At 59.7% G+C, this 18,293-nt stretch carries 17 protein-coding genes and 1 pseudogene; 8 read left to right on the top strand and 10 right to left on the bottom strand.

Translation table 11 applies throughout. The annotated features are described in order from the left end of the window. Positions 1 to 16 precede the first annotated feature (16 nt). On the top strand, positions 17 to 766 hold the full coding sequence (locus tag AC3IT9_RS17505) for a hypothetical protein (RefSeq protein WP_150758726.1): 750 nt from the start codon (positions 17 to 19) through the stop codon (positions 764 to 766). A gap of 349 nt (positions 767 to 1,115) precedes the next feature. Then, on the top strand, positions 1,116 to 1,514 hold the full coding sequence (locus tag AC3IT9_RS17500; RefSeq protein ID WP_489273547.1) for a hypothetical protein: 399 nt from the start codon (positions 1,116 to 1,118) through the stop codon (positions 1,512 to 1,514). Here AC3IT9_RS17500 and AC3IT9_RS17495 read toward each other — a convergent pair. The 6 genes from AC3IT9_RS17495 to AC3IT9_RS17470 all read right to left on the bottom strand — a co-directional run bounded on the left by AC3IT9_RS17495 (position 1,403) and on the right by AC3IT9_RS17470 (position 9,195). Continuing rightward, positions 1,403 to 2,239: a hypothetical protein gene (locus AC3IT9_RS17495; protein ID WP_489273546.1), complete on the bottom strand. Its 837-nt coding sequence runs from the start codon at positions 2,237 to 2,239 to the stop codon at positions 1,403 to 1,405. The two genes, AC3IT9_RS17500 and AC3IT9_RS17495, sit on opposite strands and share 112 nt — an antisense overlap. A 275-nt stretch (positions 2,240 to 2,514) precedes the next feature. Then, positions 2,515 to 2,865, bottom strand: coding sequence for a copper-binding protein (locus AC3IT9_RS17490; protein WP_150725475.1), 351 nt, complete (start codon positions 2,863 to 2,865; stop codon positions 2,515 to 2,517). Further along, positions 2,862 to 6,020 (bottom strand): efflux RND transporter permease subunit, encoded by a 3,159-nt coding sequence (locus tag AC3IT9_RS17485; RefSeq protein WP_489270512.1) that lies wholly within the window; start codon positions 6,018 to 6,020, stop codon positions 2,862 to 2,864. The genes AC3IT9_RS17490 and AC3IT9_RS17485 overlap by 4 nt, the downstream gene beginning before the upstream one ends. Continuing rightward, positions 6,017 to 7,501 (bottom strand): efflux RND transporter periplasmic adaptor subunit, encoded by a 1,485-nt coding sequence (locus AC3IT9_RS17480; RefSeq protein ID WP_489270511.1) that lies wholly within the window; start codon positions 7,499 to 7,501, stop codon positions 6,017 to 6,019. Before AC3IT9_RS17480 ends, AC3IT9_RS17485 begins: the two co-directional genes overlap by 4 nt. Continuing rightward, the gene (locus AC3IT9_RS17475) at positions 7,498 to 8,754 is read right to left on the bottom strand and encodes a TolC family protein (protein ID WP_489270509.1); all 1,257 of its coding nucleotides are present in this window, start codon (positions 8,752 to 8,754) and stop codon (positions 7,498 to 7,500) included. Before AC3IT9_RS17475 ends, AC3IT9_RS17480 begins: the two co-directional genes overlap by 4 nt. 99 nt (positions 8,755 to 8,853) lie before the next feature. After that, entirely contained in the window at positions 8,854 to 9,195 is a 342-nt protein-coding gene (locus AC3IT9_RS17470) for a hypothetical protein (RefSeq protein ID WP_150756107.1), read from the bottom strand. Between the two features lie 299 nt (positions 9,196 to 9,494). On the opposite strand from AC3IT9_RS17470, the gene kynB reads away from it, so the two are divergent. Further along, positions 9,495 to 10,148: an arylformamidase gene (kynB, locus tag AC3IT9_RS17465; RefSeq protein ID WP_489270508.1), complete on the top strand. Its 654-nt coding sequence runs from the start codon at positions 9,495 to 9,497 to the stop codon at positions 10,146 to 10,148. Positions 10,149 to 10,221: 73 nt separating this feature from the next. Next, positions 10,222 to 10,477 (top strand): annotated as a pseudogene (locus AC3IT9_RS17460) (helix-turn-helix domain-containing protein); the annotation flags it as partial. A 15-nt stretch (positions 10,478 to 10,492) separates the two neighbouring features. Here AC3IT9_RS17460 and AC3IT9_RS17455 read toward each other — a convergent pair. Next, the gene (locus AC3IT9_RS17455; protein WP_007971266.1) at positions 10,493 to 10,966 is read right to left on the bottom strand and encodes an Lrp/AsnC family transcriptional regulator; all 474 of its coding nucleotides are present in this window, start codon (positions 10,964 to 10,966) and stop codon (positions 10,493 to 10,495) included. Positions 10,967 to 11,175: 209 nt separating this feature from the next. Between AC3IT9_RS17455 and kynU the strand changes: the two genes are divergently transcribed. The 3 genes from kynU (at position 11,176) to AC3IT9_RS17440 (ending at position 15,335) form a co-directional block, all read left to right on the top strand. Then, positions 11,176 to 12,426 (top strand): kynureninase, encoded by a 1,251-nt coding sequence (gene kynU / locus AC3IT9_RS17450; protein WP_489270507.1) that lies wholly within the window; start codon positions 11,176 to 11,178, stop codon positions 12,424 to 12,426. A gap of 100 nt (positions 12,427 to 12,526) precedes the next feature. Then, the gene (locus tag AC3IT9_RS17445) at positions 12,527 to 13,840 is read left to right on the top strand and encodes an OprD family porin (RefSeq protein WP_150725482.1); all 1,314 of its coding nucleotides are present in this window, start codon (positions 12,527 to 12,529) and stop codon (positions 13,838 to 13,840) included. Positions 13,841 to 13,925: 85 nt separating this feature from the next. Further along, entirely contained in the window at positions 13,926 to 15,335 is a 1,410-nt protein-coding gene (locus tag AC3IT9_RS17440) for an amino acid permease (protein ID WP_150725483.1), read from the top strand. A 198-nt stretch (positions 15,336 to 15,533) separates the two neighbouring features. On the opposite strand, the gene AC3IT9_RS17435 is transcribed toward AC3IT9_RS17440, so the two are convergent. The 3 genes from AC3IT9_RS17435 to AC3IT9_RS17425 form a co-directional block, all read right to left on the bottom strand. Further along, the gene (locus AC3IT9_RS17435) at positions 15,534 to 15,713 is read right to left on the bottom strand and encodes a hypothetical protein (protein ID WP_150725484.1); all 180 of its coding nucleotides are present in this window, start codon (positions 15,711 to 15,713) and stop codon (positions 15,534 to 15,536) included. Between the two features lie 237 nt (positions 15,714 to 15,950). Next, the gene (locus AC3IT9_RS17430) at positions 15,951 to 16,385 is read right to left on the bottom strand and encodes a GFA family protein (RefSeq protein WP_150725485.1); all 435 of its coding nucleotides are present in this window, start codon (positions 16,383 to 16,385) and stop codon (positions 15,951 to 15,953) included. Positions 16,386 to 16,456: 71 nt separating this feature from the next. Continuing rightward, on the bottom strand, positions 16,457 to 17,398 hold the full coding sequence (locus AC3IT9_RS17425) for a carbon-nitrogen hydrolase family protein (protein ID WP_150725486.1): 942 nt from the start codon (positions 17,396 to 17,398) through the stop codon (positions 16,457 to 16,459). 103 nt (positions 17,399 to 17,501) lie between these two features. Between AC3IT9_RS17425 and AC3IT9_RS17420 the strand changes: the two genes are divergently transcribed. Beyond that, positions 17,502 to 18,197, top strand: coding sequence for a winged helix-turn-helix transcriptional regulator (locus tag AC3IT9_RS17420; RefSeq protein WP_489270506.1), 696 nt, complete (start codon positions 17,502 to 17,504; stop codon positions 18,195 to 18,197). Positions 18,198 to 18,293 lie beyond the last annotated feature (96 nt).

Genomic DNA, 18,293 nt, shown 5'->3' with positions numbered 1-18,293 from the left:
CAGAGACGAGGTGAACATGGACCCCAAGCGCATCCTGCTCGTCGGTTGGCTTGCCAGCCTGGCCTTGCCGGTCTTGGCCGATACCTTCACGACCTCGATCGGAGCCGACTACTCGCGGGGCGACTATGGCACCGGTACGACTTCCGAAACCTGGTACGTCCCGCTGGTGGGCAGATACGAAACCGGTCCCATGACCTACAAGCTCACCGTGCCTTGGCTGCGCATCACCAATCCTTCGGTCGGCCCTGACGGCGAGCCGTTGCCCGGCGGCTGCGGCAAAGTGGAAAGCGGTTTGGGCGACACCGTCGCCGGTGCTGGCTATGCCGTGCTTGACGGCAGCGTTGGCGGGCTGTTCGTGGACCTGATCGGCAAGGTCAAGTTGCCCACCGCCGACGAAGACGAGTGTCTGGGCACCGGCAAAACCGACTATTCCGCCCAGGTCGATGTCGCCAAAGCCTTCGGCCCTGTGACCGGGTTTGCGACCCTGGGCTGGAAAAAGTTCGGCGACCCGTCGGGCTCCGACTTCGACAACCCGATATTCGCCGGCCTGGGCTTCGCCATGCCGGTGTTCGCGCGCACCACGGCGGGCGTGTCCTACGACTGGCGACAGAAGGTCGTTTCCACGGGCGACCAGATCAAGGAACTCACCCTCTTTCTCACGCACAAGCTCAATCAGAACTGGAAGATTCAGTTGTATGCCGTCAAGGGGTTTTCCGACGCCAGCCCGGATAGCGAGGCTGGACTGTTGCTTGGCCACGGTTTCTGATACCCGGCCGTTGCCTGATATTTGGTCGTTGACACTTGGGCTGATAGGGCTAATCTGAATATGTGGGAATATTTCCCACGCTAAAATGCTAGCTGGCTCTGAGGGATCGTACGGAAACCGCGGTGGCTCGTTATTGCTGCAGATTTATGGCCGTGCCGGTTGGCTGGCCGCTCCAATGGGCGGCCGCGAACTCACTGGACATTGCGTTCAATACGGAGGTGACAACGCAACTCCAAGAGGAGGTGCATCATGCTGCTCAAGAAATGTTTGTTGGCTCTGGCAATAGGCGGGGTCCTGTCGGCATCGACTGTCCTGGTGCCCGATTACATCGGTAGTTTCTCCAGCGTGTATGCCAAAGATGGCGGCAGCGGCGGTGGTGGTAGCGGCGGAGGCGGTGGAGGTCACGGCGGTGGCGGTGGCGGCGGCTCCGGAGGTGGTGGTAACGGTGGTGGCGGTGGCTCCGGAGGCGGTGGTCACGGTGGTGGCGGTGGCTCCGGAGGTGGTGGTCACGGCGGTGGCGGCGGTTCCGGAGGTGGTGGTGACGGCGGAGGTGGCCACGGCGGCAGTGGAGGCGGTGGCTCCGGTAGTGGAGGTGGTGGCTCCGGTAGTGGAGGTGGTGGCTCCGGTAGTGGAGGCTCAGGAGGCGGCGGTCACGGTGGTGACGGCGGTGGCGGTCATGGTGCAGCAGGCCATGGTGGTGACGGTAATGGAGGCCCTGGGCGCGGCGACGCTGACCATGGTGGTGTAGCCGGGAACAAAGGCCCGGGCAATGCGCATGACAACGACGATGACCATGGTGGTATGGTCGGGAATAGAGGCCCAGGCAAAGCAAAAGACAAAGACGCGCGTGACAACGACGATGACAACGACGCGGATAACGCCGCAGATGCCGCCAGGGAAGCCGCAGAAGACGCCGATGACGCTGCAAGGGAAGCCGCAGAAGACGTTGGTGACGCTGCAAGGGAAGCCGCAGAAGACGTTGGTGACGCTGCAAGGGAAGCCGCAGAAGACGCCGATGACGCTGCCAGGGAAGCCGCGGAAGACAGAGGCGTTGCCAGAAATGACGCTGATGTAGCCAGAGACGCGGCCAAGGCTGATGCAGATGCGGCCCGGGATGCGGCAAAAGCCGCAGCAGATACAGCCCGGGACGTCGCCAGAGCTGAGGCGGATGCAATCCGGGATGCCGCAAGAGCTGCTGGCGTACCGCGCGCAGAGGCAGATGCAGCCAGAGACGCTGCCCGGGCCGCTGCGGATGCAGCCAGGGATGCCGCGAAGGCAGACGCAGATGCCGCCAGGGACGCCGCCAAAGCCGAAGCGAACGCAGTCAGAGACGCTGCCAAAGCTGAGGCGAGAGCGGCCAGAGAGGATGTGGCGGACGCCCCGGATGCACCGGATGCGCCAGACGCCCCAGACGCGCCGGATTTCGACACGGTTGAGGTGCAGAACTAGGCCCGCACGTTCGGCAATGAACACGGCAGGCCTACCCGTCGATGACGTCCAGGGAGTTTGAAGGACGTATCGGCAACGAGTCGCAAGCCCTGAATAGTCGCGGGGTTTGCGACTTTTTTTCGACGTCTGTCGCAGGTCTGAAACACTGACGAGGATGACGGAAGAAGAAGCGGAACTGGAAGGGTAAGCAATTGCCAGCCGTTCACAAAACCCGGAACCCTCCGTTTTTCCCGAACCAGCGGATTTAATGGGTTATGTCCGACACGACAAAATGTGCCGGACACTTCCACCACCGGAATTTACTTTTTAATGGACACAATCGAGGCGCTGTTACCCTCTAGCCGGAAGGAAAACGATACCCGGTCTCCAGGCATCAACCCCGACAACTGATCTTGCGTCACCGAAAAGGCCATCGTCATCGGCGGCCATTGCAGGGCGGGAACGGCGCCGTGGGAGATCGTCACCGTATGCTTCGTAGTATCGATAGCCTTGATCGTACCTTCGGCATTGGATACCGGAGCCTGTTTTGTTTCCTGCTTCATCTGCATGCCTTCCATGCCGTCCATTTTCATGCCTGGCATGTCCTGCGCGTGGGCAGAAAGTGATAGCGCGAATACGGTGCTTGCGACTGCAGTCAGGGTGAGTTTCATACGACTTTTCCTTGAGGTGTGGTGGGTACAGGCAGGAGGTGCCGGCGGCGCATCAATCGATAGGCTGCCGGAATGACAAACAGGGACAGCAAGGGTGCCGTGATCATGCCGCCGACCATGGGCGCGGCGATACGGCTCATCACCTCACTACCGGTTCCGCTGCCCAACAGAATGGGCAGCAGACCGGCAATGATCACGGCAACGGTCATGGCCTTGGGTCGAACGCGCTGCACAGCGCCTTCACGAATCGCCGCCACCAGCCCGCGTTCAGTGCGGTCACCGAGGTCTTCACGTTCGGTCCAGGCGTTTTTCAGGTAGAGCAACATAATCACGCCGAACTCGGCAGAAACACCGGCCAAGGCTATGAAACCGACCCCGGTGGCGACCGACAGGTTGAAGCCCAACAGGTAGAGAAACCATGCCCCCCCAGTCAGTGCGAATGGCAGAGTGGCCATGATCAGCAGGGCCTCATCGAATCGGGCAAAAGTCAGGTAGAGCAACACGAAGATGATCAGCAGCGTGGCAGGCACCACCAGTTTGAGCCGTGCGTTGGCTCTTTCGAGAAACTCGAACTGTCCTGAGTAGCTCAGGCTCATACCGGGCTGCAACCTGACCTGCTCATTGACGATCCGACGCAGATCGGCAACCACAGAAGCAATGTCCCTGCCGCGCACATCGATGTACACCCAGCCTGAAGGCCTTGCATTCTCGCTTTTGAGCATCGGCGGACCGTCGTTGACCTTGACCTTCGCCACAGTGCCAAGGGTGATCTGGCTCCCCAGAGGGGTGTAGATCGGCAATTGCTCCAGGGCGCCGAGCGAGTCGCGCCACTCCCGTGGGTAACGTACGTTGATCGGGAAACGCGCGAGACCTTCAATGGTCTCGCCGACGTTTTCACCACCGATGGCACCGGCCACGATGGACTGCACATCGGCGATGTTCAGCCCATAGCGGGCGGTGGCCTTGCGGTCGATATCGACATCGATATAGCGGCCGCCAGTCAGCCGCTCGGCCAGGGCCGAACTGACACCGGGTACATCCTTGGCCACTCGCTCGACCGCCTGGGTGACCGCATCGATTTCCGCCAGATTGGTGCCGGCAACCTTCACGCCGATCGGGCTCTTTATACCCGTCGCCAGCATGTCGATACGGTTGCGAATCGGTGGTATCCAGATATTCGTAAGCCCAGGGACTCGTACCACTCGATCCAGTTCTTCCACCAACTTTTCCTGGGTCATGCCTGGACGCCATTGCTCATGTGGTTTGAACTGGATGGTGGTTTCGAACATTTCCAGCGGTGCGGGATCGGTGGCGGTTTCGGCACGACCAGCTTTACCGAAGACGTGTTCAACTTCTGGCACGGTCTTGATCAGGCGGTCAGTCTGTTGCAGTAGTTGCGCGGCTTTCTGCGCAGACAATCCCGGCAAGGCAGAAGGCATATAGAGCAGGTCGCCCTCGTCCAGCGGGGGGAGAAACTCGCCACCCAAGCGCGACATTGGCCATAGCGCACTGACGAAAACCAATAGCGCCACCAGCAACGTGATCTTTGGTCGACGCAAGACCGCGTCCAGAGCCGGCTGATAGATCCGGATCAACCACCGGTTCAACGGGTTCTGTTGTTCACTGGGAATTCGCCCCCGAATCCAGTAGCCCATCAGCACCGGCACCAGGGTCACTGACAATCCCGCCGCTGCGGCCATGGCGTAGGTCTTGGTGAAAGCCAATGGGCCGACCAGTCGTCCTTCCTGAGCCTCCAGCGTGAACACCGGAATGAACGACAGGGTGATGATCAGCAAACAGAAGAAAAGCGCCGGGCCTACCTCTGCCGCTGCTTCGGTCATGACATGCCAATGACGCTCACCCTTCAGTTCCTCCCCTGGATTGGCCACGTGCCAGGCCTCAATCTTCTTGTGGGCATTCTCGATCATCACCACGGCGGCATCGACCATGGCGCCGATGGCGATGGCGATCCCGCCCAAGGACATGATGTTGGCGTTGATGCCTTGGTAGCGCATGACGATGAAGGCAATCAGCACCCCCACCGGCAGCGAAATGATCGCCACCAGTGATGAGCGCAAGTGCCAGAGAAAGATCCCGCAGACCAACGCGACGACGATGAATTCTTCGATCAGTTTGTGGCTGAGGTTTTCCACCGCGCGGTCGATCAGCTTGCTGCGGTCGTAGGTGGTGACGATTTCCACCCCGGCCGGCAGACTGCTTTTCAGTTCGTCGAGTTTGGTCTTGACCGCTGCGATGGTCTGGCGAGCGTTCTTGCCACTGCGCAAAATCACCACGCCACCGACCGTCTCGCCTTCGCCGTCGAGTTCGGTGATGCCACGGCGCATTTCCGGTCCCAGTTGAATCGTGGCGACATCGCCAAGGGTCACCGGCACACCACCCGCACCCAACTTGAGTGGAATCGCCCGAAAGTCATTGAGTGTCTTCAAGTAACCGGAAGCCCGCACGATGAACTCGGTCTCTGCCATCTCCAGCACCGCGCCTCCGGTTTCCTGGTTAGCCTTGCCGATAGCCTCGGTCACCTCGGCTTGAGTGATGCCGAGGCTGGCCAGTTTCAGCGGGTCAAGCTGCACCTGGTATTGCTTGACCATTCCGCCGACCGTCGCTACCTCTGCGACGTTGGGCAGCGTCTTGAGTTCGAACTTGAGAAACCAGTCCTGAAGCGCGCGCAGTTGCGCCAGGTCGTGTCCACCACTGCGATCCACCAGTGCGTATTGATAGATCCAGCCCACTCCCGTCGCATCCGGCCCCAGCGCCGGCTTGGCGCTGGCCGGCAACCGACTCTGTACTTGGCTCAGGTACTCCAACACCCGCGAGCGAGCCCAATACAAGTCAGTGCCGTCTTCAAACAGCACGTAGACAAAGCTGTCACCGAAGAAGGAATAACCACGCACGGTCTTGGCGCCCGGCACCGAGAGCATGGTGGTGGCCAACGGATAGGTCACCTGGTTCTCGACAATCTGCGGTGCTTGTCCTGCATAAGGGGTGCGGATAATCACCTGCACATCGGATAGGTCTGGCAGCGCATCGATGGGCGTGCTCTGCACCGACCAGATACCCCAAGCCGTGACGAACAGCGTCGCCAGTAGCACCAGGAATCGGTTGGCCACCGACCAACGAATCAGGGCAGCAATCATGGCTGGCCCCCCGATTTATCCAGGCGCTCGACACGCAAGCCATCGTCGGTCTGGCTCACCGCGACCCGAACCTTGTCACCCGCCTTGAGGCCCTGCATCAGCGCCGGACTGGCGAGAGGGAAAGTCATCGTCATGCCAGGCATGCCCAGCGTCTTGAAAGGACCGTGGGCGAGCGTGACGTCTTTGTCGTTGATCTCGACGATCTGCCCATCCGCCTCATGCAAACTGGCGGCTGCTCCACTGGGTGGCGACTCTTCCTTCGTGCGAGCAACAATGCCCTTGAGACTGGCTTCGGAATCGAGGAGGAACTGGCCAGACGTAACCACCTTCTGGCCTTCTTCCAGACCTTTCAAAATCGCCGTCTTGCCATCGCTTTCCTGCCCGGGTTGCACCTCTACCGGGCGGTAGCGGCCGGCGTCTTCGGCGAGCATCACCAGGGCACGTCGGCCAGTGCGAATCACCGCTTCGCTCGGCACCCACAATACACTTTGCCCAGATGTACGATTCAGGCGGACCTGCGCCGTCAAACCTGGTCTCAGGCTCCCGTCCGGATTGGGCAGTTCCACCCGCACGCGAAGCGTGCGACTGTCCGGATTGGTTTCAGGCAAAATCGCGCTGACCTTGCCACTGAGCGTTGCCCCTGGAAAGGCTGGCAGGCGCGCTTCAACTGCCTGCCCCACGGTAATAGATCCGGCTTCCGATTCCGGAACGGCCACAGCGAGCCAGACACTGCTCAATCCATTGACGCGTGCCAGAGTATCGCCAGTCGCCACGGTCATACCCGCACGTACGTTCAACTCTTGCAGCACGCCGCTGATGGGGCTGGTGAGGGTCAGGTTCGGCTGGACTTTGCCACTGCGCTCTACCTGAGTGTTCAGCGCTGCCGGCATCCCTGTGAGCCTCAGTCGCTGGCGGGCCGCAGCCAACAGGTCGGCATCACCGTTGCGCTTGAGGGCAAGAAACTCTGTCTGGGCGGCCGCCCACTCCGGCACCAGGATATCCGCCAAGGCCGCGTTGGCTTTGAGCACATCACCGGGTGCATGGGCATAGACCCGCTCCACAAAGCCCGGGGTGCGCGCCTGAATCACGGCGACATCACGTTCGTTGAACGCCAGGACACCGGTCACGTCGAGGCTGGACTCAAAATTTCCACGAGTGACAGTCGCAAAACGCAGACCGAGATTCTGGGTCAGGCCCGGATCGATACTGACGCTCGCACGGTCCCCTGTGCCGCTGGCGTACTGGGGGATCAGTTGCATGTCCATGAAAGGTGACTTGCCCGGCTTATCGAACTTTTGCTGCGGGTACATGGGGTCGTACCAATACAGAGCCTTGCGTTCGTCCGGTGAATTGAGGCTCTGCTGCGGGGCGGTACTGGGTACTCCGCTCATGCGTTGGGGAGCGAACCAGTAGCCACCGGCAACACCCAATGCCAGCGAGATGCCAACCAGCAATGCCCCGTTCCATTTTTCAAGGATCATTGGCCGGACTCCCCATAAGCAAAAAACAGACGCGCACTGGTCAGTGCTCGCTGTTCTTCCACGTCGATCTGTTTGAGTCGGGCTTCGATGAGTTCACGTCGGGCGGCAACAACGGCGTTTAAATCGCTTTTGCCGGCACGGTAGCTGGCCATGCTGAGTTCGACCTTTTCCCTGGCCAGCGGCAACAGGTTTTCCTGGTTGCGGCTTACCGCACGATTCAGGCGCTCATAGTCAGCCAGTTCGTTTTCCAGTTGCTGAGTGTGCTCGCGTGACAGGGCAACGCGCTCAGCCTCAAGCTGACTGAGTTCAGCCTGTTTGGCTGCGATTTTTGGATTTTGACGAGAGTCAGGAAACAGCGGTAGATCCCAGGAAAATTGCACACTGACCATGTCGCCAAACTCACGGCCACGGCGCTGGTAATCCAGTTCCCAGCTCCAGTCCGACTGCTTCTGCGACACGGCTTCACGAACCTGGGCTTGCGCTTCACGGGTCATCGGCGCGAACGCTGCCAACTCGGGGTGGTGTTGCAGTTTATGGGCGTAGCTTGAGGGATCGACAGGCCACTCCGGCAAGGTGCCCACAGGCTTGTCGTTGGCGGCGGAGCCAATCCAGCGTTTGAGGGCCGCTCGGGCCTGCGCTCTCTGGAGAACCAGATCGTCCTGTTGCTCCGCCAGTCGAGCCGCTTCTTGCTTGGGCGTCACCGCATCGGCGGGTTGAGCGCGGCCACCGGCAATTTGCGCCCGGACGGTGTCGGTCAGCAGGCGGTTTTCTTTGTAGAAATCCTGGAACAGCGCATCTTTGCGCTCGACCGAGTAGCTGCTGATCCAGGCCAACGCCGTGGACTGGCGTACCTTCAGGCGTTCGACCCGACGCTCTGCCGCAGCTCGATCAACGGCCGCATCGGCGACCTCAATACGCGCTTTGCGCTTGTCACTGTTGGGCATCTCTTGCCTGACCCCGACCATTTGCATGGTCATGAAGTCCTGGTCGATGCTCCAGCGATCCGGGCCGCCGATGGGGTAGTTCTGCACACCTGCCAGCAACTTGGGGTCAGGTAATTCACCCGCTGGAATAGCCGCACTGCTGGCAGCCTGAATTTTGGCATCTTGTGCGGTCAGCGACGGTGCATTGTTTTCAGCCAGCCGCAACGCTTCATCGAGTGTCAATGCGGCAGCGAAGCTCGGCAATGCCAGTACGCTTGCCGCCAGACCGGCCACCAAGGACCAACCTGTGCAATAGCACTTGGAGTTCATGTTTACGATTCCTGTGATCATCCACTGCACGCGTCAAAAGACATGCGCGCAGCCAGTCCATCCCGCTAATGCGGAATGAGGCTCAATGTTGGACAGGAATCAAACGCGAGGCGGTCGCCATACCCCGGACGGGGTTTGTACGGGCAGGGAATCACTGAAGAAGGAAACCACTACGGGGCTGAACACGGTTACAGGAGGCTTGAGGATCGAGACTTGCAGCATGCCGCCCGTCTTGCATTCCTGGCCCGGCTTGCAGGGTTTGCCATGCTCGGAAGGGCTTTTCATATCGTTGCAGCAGTCCATCCCCATGTCGTCCATCATCGCCATGCCCATCGTCTTCATCGGGCAAGGTTCTGTCGGTGCCTGAACGCCCGCCATCCCGCTGAGAGGAAGCGTCAAGCTGATCATGAAGATGATGCAAAACCGCAGGTAGCGTTTCATGGGCTGGAGTGTAGTGGCTGAAATGGGCTCTTACAATTGGATGAACGTTCTCACAGCCTGCCGAAGGCCCTGATTCAGGCGATATCACCGTACCTGCGTTAAGCCAGCATTATCGCTGACAGAGGATTTACGTCGCAGGTGCAATGACCCACAAGCGACATGCGTTGAAATTTCCTGCCGCAATCCAGCCCATCCATGGTGGTTTGTGCGAAAGCCCGCACGGTTACCTGGGGTTTTTGCACGAATCTTCACGGCTGTCGCTCGTATCATTTCACCCGGAAACCACGGTGAGCATTGCGATGACAAAAAACACAGCGTTGTGGGACATCAGTCCACCCTTGAGTAGCGAAACACCGACCTGGCCGGGTGACACGCCTTTCCGGGAGGAGCGTGTCTGGACCTACGGTCCCGAGTGTCCGGTGAATGTCGGACGCATCACCCTGTCGCCGCATACCGGCGCCCACGTCGATGCGCCGCTGCACTACAGCGCTGACGGCGCGGCGATTGGCGATGTCGGGTTGGATGTCTATATCGGGCCTTGCCGCGTTTTGCATTGTCTGGACAGCGGTGAGTTGGTGCAGCCGGGGCAACTGGAAGGGCGTTTGCACGATGTGCCCGAGCGTGTGCTGCTGCGCACCTATCGACAGGCACCGCTGACGACCTGGGATTCGAATTTCACAGCCGTTGCCAAGGAAACCATCGACCTGTTGGCGAGCCTTGGCGTGCGCTTGATCGGCATCGATACGCCGTCGCTGGACCCGCAGCAATCCAGGACCATGGATTCCCACGGCGCCGTAGCCCGTCATCACATGGCGATTCTTGAAGGCATCGTGCTGGATGAGGTTCCGGAAGGGGATTATGAATTGATCGCCTTGCCGCTGCGGTTCGCTCATCTGGACGCCAGTCCGGTCAGGGCGATTTTGCGGCCGTTGAGTACCTCACAACGCGTGTAACCCATTCAACAAATCCGAAGTGGACGCCGGAACCGGGCGCCCGGTTCCGGCGCTCCCTTCGGGTGAGCGGTGTGGCGTTTCGCGCTTCAAGTTGTTCGACGCATTCAAGAAGTACTGCGCCCTGTCGCCGATGGCCTACCTGAAAAAGTATCGCTTGAACGCCGTGCGCCAGGAGATCCTCGAGCACGGCACGCAGTATTTCCGGGATCGCCATGGGCTGGGGCTTCATGCACCTGGGCCGTTTTTCCACCGAGTACCGCAAGCTGTTCGACGAAATCCCGAGCACCACCTTGCAGCGCAACGAAGCCTGGCGCCAGCAGGGACTTTGAAGGGCCACCCCGGCCTTACTTGCGCACCACCAGATCCAGCAATTGCTCGCGCTCCTTGATTTTTTGCAGGACGATTTCCGAACGTATATCGGTGACGCCGGCGGTGCGATTGAGGTGATTGACGATGAAATCCGAGAAGTGCTTGAGGTTGCGGGCCTGGACCCGCAGCACATAGTTGCTCGCCCCGGTGATGACATACGCGGTGACCACCTCCGGCCACTGCTGAACCTTCTTGATGAAGGTCTCGTGCCAGTCCTCGACGTCCTGTCGCAGCGACACATGAACGATGGCTTCCAGCTCAATGCCCAGCCGCTCGGCATTCAGCACCGCGCGATAGCCGGTGATGATTCCTTCGCTTTCCAGCAGGCGTAAACGGCGCAGGCAAGCCGAGGGTGACAAGGCGACTTTCTCCGCCAATTCCTGATTGCTGATACGGCCATCCTGTTGCAATTGATGCAGGATTCTCAGGTCTGTCGAGTCAAGATTCATGGTTTGAATAAATCCGCGTTTATTTTGGTTTGATTCGAATATTCTGCGAAATAACTACTACACGGCCGGTTACTTTGCACGAAAATTCTTCAAAGGTTCGTTCATTATCTCTCCATCGAAAGGCAAGCGAATGGCCTTGAATCAGGGCGCCTGAACCGGCTGATGCAACCTGCCCGGATGGCGTCGCATAACAAAAAACAGGACACCCGATGACGACAAGAAACGATTGTCTGGCGCTTGATGCCCAGGACACGCTGGCGCCCCTGCGCCAGCAATTTGCGCTCCCCGAAGGGATTATCTATCTCGATGGCAATTCCCTGGGCGCGCGGCCGGTCGCTGCATTGGCGCGGGCGCAAGCGGTGGTCGCCGAGGAATGGGGCAATGGCTTGATCCGCAGCTGGAACAGCGCAGGCTGGCGCGAGCTGTCCGAGCGTTTGGGCAATCGCCTGGCCGGACTGATCGGCGCGGGGGAGGGTGAGGTCGTGGTGACTGATACCACCTCGATCAACCTGTTCAAAGTGCTGAGCGCTGCCTTGCGCGTACAGGCTACAAGGTCGCCGCAGCGGCGAGTGATCGTCAGCGAATCGAGCAATTTCCCCACCGACCTGTACATCGCCGAAGGCCTCGCGCAGATGCTGCAACAGGGTTACACCCTGCGCTTGGTCGACAGTCCTGAAGCGTTGCCGCAAGCGATCGACCAGGACACGGCGGTGGTCATGCTCACCCACGTCAATTACAAGACCGGCTACATGCACGACATGCAGGCCCTGACCGCGCTGAGCCACGAGTGTGGCACGCTGGCCATCTGGGACCTGGCCCATTCCGCGGGCGCGGTGCCGGTCGACCTGCATCAGGCGGGTGCCGACTACGCCATCGGCTGCACCTACAAGTACCTCAACGGCGGGCCGGGTTCGCAGGCCTTTGTCTGGGTTTCGCCGCAGTTGTGCGATCTGGTGCCGCAGCCGTTGTCCGGCTGGTTCGGCCATTCACGGCAGTTCGCCATGGAGTCGCATTACGAGCCGAGCAGCGGTATCGCGCGGTACCTGTGCGGCACCCAACCGATTACCTCGTTGGCGATGGTCGAGTGCGGCCTGGATGTGTTCGCCCAGACCGACATGGCCAGCTTGCGCCGCAAATCCCTGGCCCTGACGGACTTGTTCATCGAATTGGTCGAGCAGCGTTGCGCGGCTCACGAACTGAAGTTGATCACGCCGCGTGAGCACGGCAAACGAGGCAGCCACGTCAGCTTCGAACACCCGCAAGGTTATGCAGTGATCCAGGCCCTGATCGAGCGGGGCGTGATTGGTGACTACCGCGAGCCGCGCATCATGCGTTTCGGTTTCACCCCGCTGTACACGACCTTCACCGAAGTCTGGGATGCAGTACAGATCCTCGGCGAGATTCTTGATCAGAACACCTGGTCGCAAGCGCAATTCCAGGTTCGCCACAGCGTGACCTGAACCCTGCGGCGTCCGTGTCCTGCTGCGGGATTTTCCCCGCGGCAGGGCTTCGCTCGCCCAACCACCAGTTCTGCAATCACAATAATAAGGAGCACGCAGAATGAAACCGTCCCTCTGGCCTGCCTTGCCGCTCGCCATCTCCAGTTGCCTTGGCCAAATGGCCTGTGCCGCCTCTGACAACGGATTTGTCGAAGACAGTAGCCTGACCCTGACCAACCGTAACTTCTATTTCTACCGCAATAACCTCAACAACCCGGGCGGGCAGAACTATCGGGACGAGTGGGCCCACGGGATCATGCTCGATTACCGCTCCGGCTACACCCAGGGAGCGGTGGGGTTCGGGGTCGATGCCTATGCGCAGTTGGGCCTCAAGCTCGACAGTGGCAAGGGACGCACGGGCACGGGTTTGCTGCCGGTCGATTCCGATGGCCGCCCTGAGGACGAGTACTCCGAAGCGGGTGGTGCGGTGAAGGCACGGATTTCGCAGACCGAACTCAAGTACGGCAACCTGACCCCGCTCAATCCGGTGTTCGGCACCGGCAATGCGCGACTGTTCACCAGTGTTGCCACCGGCTTTCAGCTGACCAGCAATGAACTCAAGGCATTGCAACTGGACATCGGTCACTTCACCGCCGGCAACGACAGTAATTCGACCAACGCCAATGGCGCGCTCAAAGCGCTGTACGCCGGCGTTGAAACCCGCAGCGTCGATTATCTGGGCGGCAGTTACGCCCTGAGCGATCAACTGAGTGTCAGCCTGTACGGTTCGCAGTTCACTGACATCTGGCGCCAGTACTACGCCAATACCAACTACACCTATGCCCTTGGTGAAGGTCAGTCGCTGAACCTGGATTTCAATCTCTATCGCACCAACGACAGCGGCCAGAGCCTGGCCGGCAAGATCGACAACACCACCTGGTCGCTGTCCTCCGCGTACAAGTTCGGTGCCCATCGGTTGACCCTGGCGTATCAGCGGGTCGATGGCGACGAGCCGTTCGATTACCTGGGGTTCGATCAGCAACCGGGTACCTCGATTTTCCTCGCCAACTCGATTCAGGTCCTCGATTTCAACGCCCCCAACGAACGCTCCTGGCAACTGCGTTATGACCTGGACATGGCGCCTTTCGGTGTGCCGGGCCTGAGCTTCATGTCGCGGTACGTCAGTGGTGACCACATCGATGACAGCCATTACGACGGCGGTCCCAATGGCGCCTATGGACGTTACGGCGATGATGGCAAGCGCTGGGAGCGCGACATCGAGGCGCGCTATGTCGTGCAGTCGGGCAAGGCCCGGGATCTTTCAATACGCGTGCGTCAGGCCAGTGTGCGTTCCACCGCCCAGGTCGCCCGCGCCGACACCACGGACAACAACGAAGTCCGGGTGATCATCGAGTATCCACTGAGTATTTTCTGATCCGTGTCCTGCTGTGCGTGGCTGATCCCCACCGTTAAATCCACGACGTGCTCTTCAAGAAAGACAAAATCCAGAGGACATAAAAATGACCGATAACGCCGGTTTCGAAACGATATCCAACCGTGAACACGGCCTGCGGCGTCAGCTGACGTCGGGGCAGATGAGCATGATCGCCATTGGCGGTGCAATCGGCACCGGGCTGTTCATGGGCAGCGCCTATGCCATCGGCTATGCCGGGCCGAGTGTGTTGCTCAGCTATGCCATCGGCGCAATCATCACCTTGCTGCTGATGGGCTGCCTGGCGGAAATGACCGTGGCCCATTCGACCTCGGGTTCGTTCGGTGCCTATGCCGAATTTTATGTCAGCCCGCTGGCCGGGTTCCTGGTGCGTTATGCCTACTGGGCGGCGATTGTGCTCGCGGTCGGCACGGAAGTGACGGCGGTGGCGATGTACATGAAGTACTGGTTTGCCAACGTGCCGGAGTGGATATGGATCGTCTCGTTCTCCAGCGTGTTGATCGTGCTCAATGCCATCAGCGTGAAGACTTTCGGCACCTTCGAGTACTGGTTCTCGACCATCAAGATCGGCGCGATTGTCGGCTTCATCATCCTGGCGGTGTATGTGGTGTTCGGTTCCGGCAATCCGCAATACGGTGTGCACAATTACACCGCTCACGGCGGCTTCTTCCCCAATGGTCTGCAAGGGATGTGGATCGCGGTGATCGTGTCGATCTTCAGCTACCTGAGCGTGGAGATGATCGCGGTGGCTGCCGGTGAGGCAAAAGACCCGGAACAAGCGGTCAAGAAAGCCTTTCGCGGGACTATCGTGCGCCTGGTGGTGTTCTACCTGCTGACCCTGGCGTTGATGCTGGCGATCGTGCCTTGGGTCCAGGCGGGCCATGCCCAGAGTCCGTTCGTTACGGTGATGCAAGCCATCGGCATTCCCGGCGCCACCGGCGTGATGAATTTCGTGATCCTGATCGCGGCGTTGTCAGCGATGAACAGCCAGTTGTACATCACCACACGCATGATGTTCAGCCTGTCCCGTGCCGGCTACGCGCCAAAATCCATGGGGGTGTTGAGCAAGACCGGGATCCCGCTGAACGCGCTGTTGCTCTCCAGCTCGGGGATCGCCCTGGCGACCTTGCTCAACATCCTGTACCCGGAAAGTTCGTTCACCCTGATGATGGCGATCTCGATGTTCGGCGCGATCTTTACCTGGTTCATGATCTTCCTCACGCACTACTGTTTCCGTCGTTTTCACGAACGCAATGGCAACCGCAAACTGTCGTTCCGCATGCGCCTGTTTCCCTACAGCACATTGTTGGGGCTGGTATTGATGGGGGCGGTGATGATCACTACCTACTTCACTGAAGCCTTCAAGATGACCCTGGTGTTCGGTGTGCCGTTCCTGCTGGTGCTGTCGATTGTCTACGGTATTTTCTTCAGGAAAACCAGGGCGGTCACGGCGCTGAGTGCGCAGCCCAAGCTATAGCCTGAAGGTCGTACCGGGGCGGTGAAGTCCAGTCAGGTCGATGCCTGGGCAATGCCCGGAACCTGACGATGCGTCGCCCCGGGTTCGATCAGGTTGCGGATTGATACTCGGGGTGTTGTTGATTCAAGCGCGGTACGGAGCGCGCACTGCTTCGAAAACAAGCCGCTGCGCGCAGTGGCACATGCAGTTCAACGATAATCAAGCTCTGTCAGGGGCATTTGGCCCTGAAGCAAATGAGCTGGATGCAGCCTCAATCCGCTCTTGCAGTTGCGCGACATATGTTTGGGCATCTTCCAGGTTCTTGAACGATACAGGGGAGTCGTCAAGCCAGACTTTGCAACCGCTTCCTTGTTCATTTGTTTCAATTTTGACATTCATCTGCAGCGTCCTTATGCGTTTGGAACGGCGGAGAGTAGCGCACTTTTAATGTGCTTCAAAATTAAACAAAGGCTCTAGAACAAGGCTTTCGTTGAGTCGACGCATGTTTCGTAGACGCTACTCAATGACTGTTTCTGGCCGTTTATTGCCTGGCGCCACCGGCCGCTTCACGCCCTGTGGAAGTCAGTCAACCAGAATCAAGACTCTTGAGGAGCGCCACACGCTACCGTGCCAGCGCTATTCGTCCACGCTGACGCCCGATCCCCCTAATTCGCTGGGGACATCCTTCAGCTTGGGTAACCCGTCTTTGATGCGCAGTACGGTTTCCTGATAGTGGACGTGAACGCCTGGCGAATACGCGAGATCCGGGATGACTGCGGCATATACGTCGATGAGCCCCATCCCTGGGTGTTCGGTGAAGATATGACCGCCGCAACTCTTGCACCATTTGCGATAACTCTGCGGTGTCTTGTTGTAGGTGCCAATGTTGTCAGCCCCCCGAGTCACTTGCACCGCCTCGGGTTTCCACAGCGTGAAGGCATTGACCGGTGCTGCTGACCAATGTCGACACGACTCGCAATGGCAATAGCCCATTGCGGCCGGCTCACCGCTGACGGTGAACTCGACTGCGCCACAAAAACAACTGCCTTTGTAAGACCTTTGAATGCTCATGGAATGACTCCTTCATCAGTTGTTACGCATACCGCCGAAGTTGGGATGGATCGCCTGCGCGTTGGTTAGCTTCACCCGTCAATGTAGCGCACCGCTGTCGCCGGCGTGCGTCGCACCTGCAGCTCGAAAATGTCAGGGCGCGCATAGTGCCCGGTGACGTCGAGCGTCCGCCGCGCTGGCGCCACGAGTGAGACGTCGATGTCCGCATACAGAATGCCTGCCTCTCGGTGTAATGGACCGGCTGTAATCCGGCCTTGAGGGTTGACCACCACCGAGTCGCCGTCGTTGATCCATTCTTGAGGATCGGGAAACAGTTGCATGCGAGCCGGAAAGTCATCGGGGATATCGCTGCCGCGCAGCAAGGTGCCGCTGCCGAGCACCCAGCAACGGCCTTCGAGTGCAATGTGGCGCATCGTGCTGATCCAGCCATCGCCACTGTCATACGTGGGTGCGATGTAGATCTCCACCCCTTGGGCATACAGTGAATAGCGTGCCAGCGGCATGTAGCTTTCCCAACAGATGAGTGTGCCAACACGGCCGACGGGTGTGTCGACCGTGCGTAACCCTGACGCATCACCGAAACCATGGACCATGCGCTCGGGGTTCGTTGGCATCAGCTTGCGGTGTCGGTTGAGCACTTCGCCGTTCGCGCCGATAACGACTACGCTGTTGTAGAGCGTGCCGCCGCCATGGCGCCGGTCGCATTCATTGATGCCGCACACGATCGTCACGGCGTGAACTCTGGCGGCCTCGCACAATTCGCTCAGGTCACCGTTCGCAATATCGACGGCGTTGGCCAGCAGCCGCGCATGCAACTGGCCCATTAAAGCCCCGTCCCTTCCCGCCGCCAGCCGCCAGATCCATGACGGGTAACCTGGAATGAACTGTTCGGGCAAAACGATCAGCGAGGCTCCCGCCGCCGCGGCCTCAGCGACCGATTGCACGGCCCGGGCGATCGTCGCGCTGCGATCGAGCAGCACTGGCGGCCGCTGAATGATGGCTATCTTGGTCATGGCGTTCTCCTGGGACGGTGGCTTTCGCAGGTTTGAGCGTGCACGTGGCGAAGTCGCGAGGCTAGTTCAGAATCTGAAGCGTTGTAGTTGCGGAGTACAGGCGATGGATGAAAGCTACGGTCAGTTTTGCACGGTCGCGCGCGGTGCTGAGGCACTGTGCGAGCGCTGGACGCCTTTGGTCGTGCGCGAGCTGCTATGCGGCAGTAAGCGCTTCAATGAGCTGCACCGTGGCGTACCACGGATGTCCACCAGCTTGCTGGCACAGCGGCTGCGCCACTTGGAAGATATTGGTGTCGTACATCGCACAGCCGCAGGCAAGGTCTGGGAGTACAGCCTGACCGAAGCAGGCGAGGATTTGCGTCCCATCATAATGGCGCTAGGCCATTGGGGCGCGCGCTGGATCGGCAGTCGCCTTCGCGATAACGAACTCGACGCGGGCCTGCTCATGTGGGACGTGCGCCGGTTCGCGCGCATCGAGATGTTCCCGTCCCGGTCGGTGGTCATCCACTTCAAGTTCCGCGACGCGCGGTCCGGCGAGCAAGAGTGGTGGCTTGTGGTCGAACATGGTGTGGCAGATCTGTGCCGCGACGACCCCGGACGCGAACTCACGCTCGTCGTGGACTCTAGCGTGCGCGCGTTGACCGAGGTGTGGACCGGCGACCGCACACCAAGGGAGGTTCTTCAGTCGCGAGAGCTGCGTGTAGACGGCGCTGTGCAGGATGCGGAAAACCTGTGGCGCTGGCTTGGCACGAGTGCGTTCGCCGGTACCCGGAGCGCTGCAATCGAGCCTTTGCAATAGCCATCGAGAAAAGTAAGCGGTCGACCGTCCGCTTTTGGCTGTGGATTCAACCGGTCGATGCAACACAACTAAATTCTGTGTAAGCAGAAGGAGTGT

This window comes from Pseudomonas sp. KH_046_1, from assembly GCF_057839025.1.
Note: the sequence above shows the minus strand (reverse complement) of the source record. Positions and strands in the feature narration are given on the sequence as shown.

Excerpts from the sequence above, each read along its gene's own strand:
- AC3IT9_RS17430 (WP_150725485.1), bottom strand. The coding sequence starts at position 16,385 with ATGAGCATTCAAAGGTCTTACAAAGGCAGTTGTTTTTGTGGCGCAGTC.
- AC3IT9_RS17485 (WP_489270512.1), bottom strand. The coding sequence starts at position 6,020 with ATGATTGCTGCCCTGATTCGTTGGTCGGTGGCCAACCGATTCCTGGTG.
- AC3IT9_RS17435 (WP_150725484.1), bottom strand. The coding sequence starts at position 15,713 with ATGAATGTCAAAATTGAAACAAATGAACAAGGAAGCGGTTGCAAAGTC.
- AC3IT9_RS17490 (WP_150725475.1), bottom strand. The coding sequence starts at position 2,865 with ATGAAACTCACCCTGACTGCAGTCGCAAGCACCGTATTCGCGCTATCA.
- AC3IT9_RS17480 (WP_489270511.1), bottom strand. The coding sequence starts at position 7,501 with ATGATCCTTGAAAAATGGAACGGGGCATTGCTGGTTGGCATCTCGCTG.
- AC3IT9_RS17445 (WP_150725482.1), top strand. The coding sequence starts at position 12,527 with ATGAAACCGTCCCTCTGGCCTGCCTTGCCGCTCGCCATCTCCAGTTGC.
- AC3IT9_RS17500 (WP_489273547.1), top strand. The coding sequence starts at position 1,116 with ATGCCAAAGATGGCGGCAGCGGCGGTGGTGGTAGCGGCGGAGGCGGTG.
- AC3IT9_RS17475 (WP_489270509.1), bottom strand. The coding sequence starts at position 8,754 with ATGAACTCCAAGTGCTATTGCACAGGTTGGTCCTTGGTGGCCGGTCTG.
- AC3IT9_RS17505 (WP_150758726.1), top strand. The coding sequence starts at position 17 with ATGGACCCCAAGCGCATCCTGCTCGTCGGTTGGCTTGCCAGCCTGGCC.
- kynB (WP_489270508.1), top strand. The coding sequence starts at position 9,495 with ATGACAAAAAACACAGCGTTGTGGGACATCAGTCCACCCTTGAGTAGC.
- AC3IT9_RS17455 (WP_007971266.1), bottom strand. The coding sequence starts at position 10,966 with ATGAATCTTGACTCGACAGACCTGAGAATCCTGCATCAATTGCAACAG.
- AC3IT9_RS17470 (WP_150756107.1), bottom strand. The coding sequence starts at position 9,195 with ATGAAACGCTACCTGCGGTTTTGCATCATCTTCATGATCAGCTTGACG.
- kynU (WP_489270507.1), top strand. The coding sequence starts at position 11,176 with ATGACGACAAGAAACGATTGTCTGGCGCTTGATGCCCAGGACACGCTG.
- AC3IT9_RS17440 (WP_150725483.1), top strand. The coding sequence starts at position 13,926 with ATGACCGATAACGCCGGTTTCGAAACGATATCCAACCGTGAACACGGC.
- AC3IT9_RS17425 (WP_150725486.1), bottom strand. The coding sequence starts at position 17,398 with ATGACCAAGATAGCCATCATTCAGCGGCCGCCAGTGCTGCTCGATCGC.
- AC3IT9_RS17420 (WP_489270506.1), top strand. The coding sequence starts at position 17,502 with ATGGATGAAAGCTACGGTCAGTTTTGCACGGTCGCGCGCGGTGCTGAG.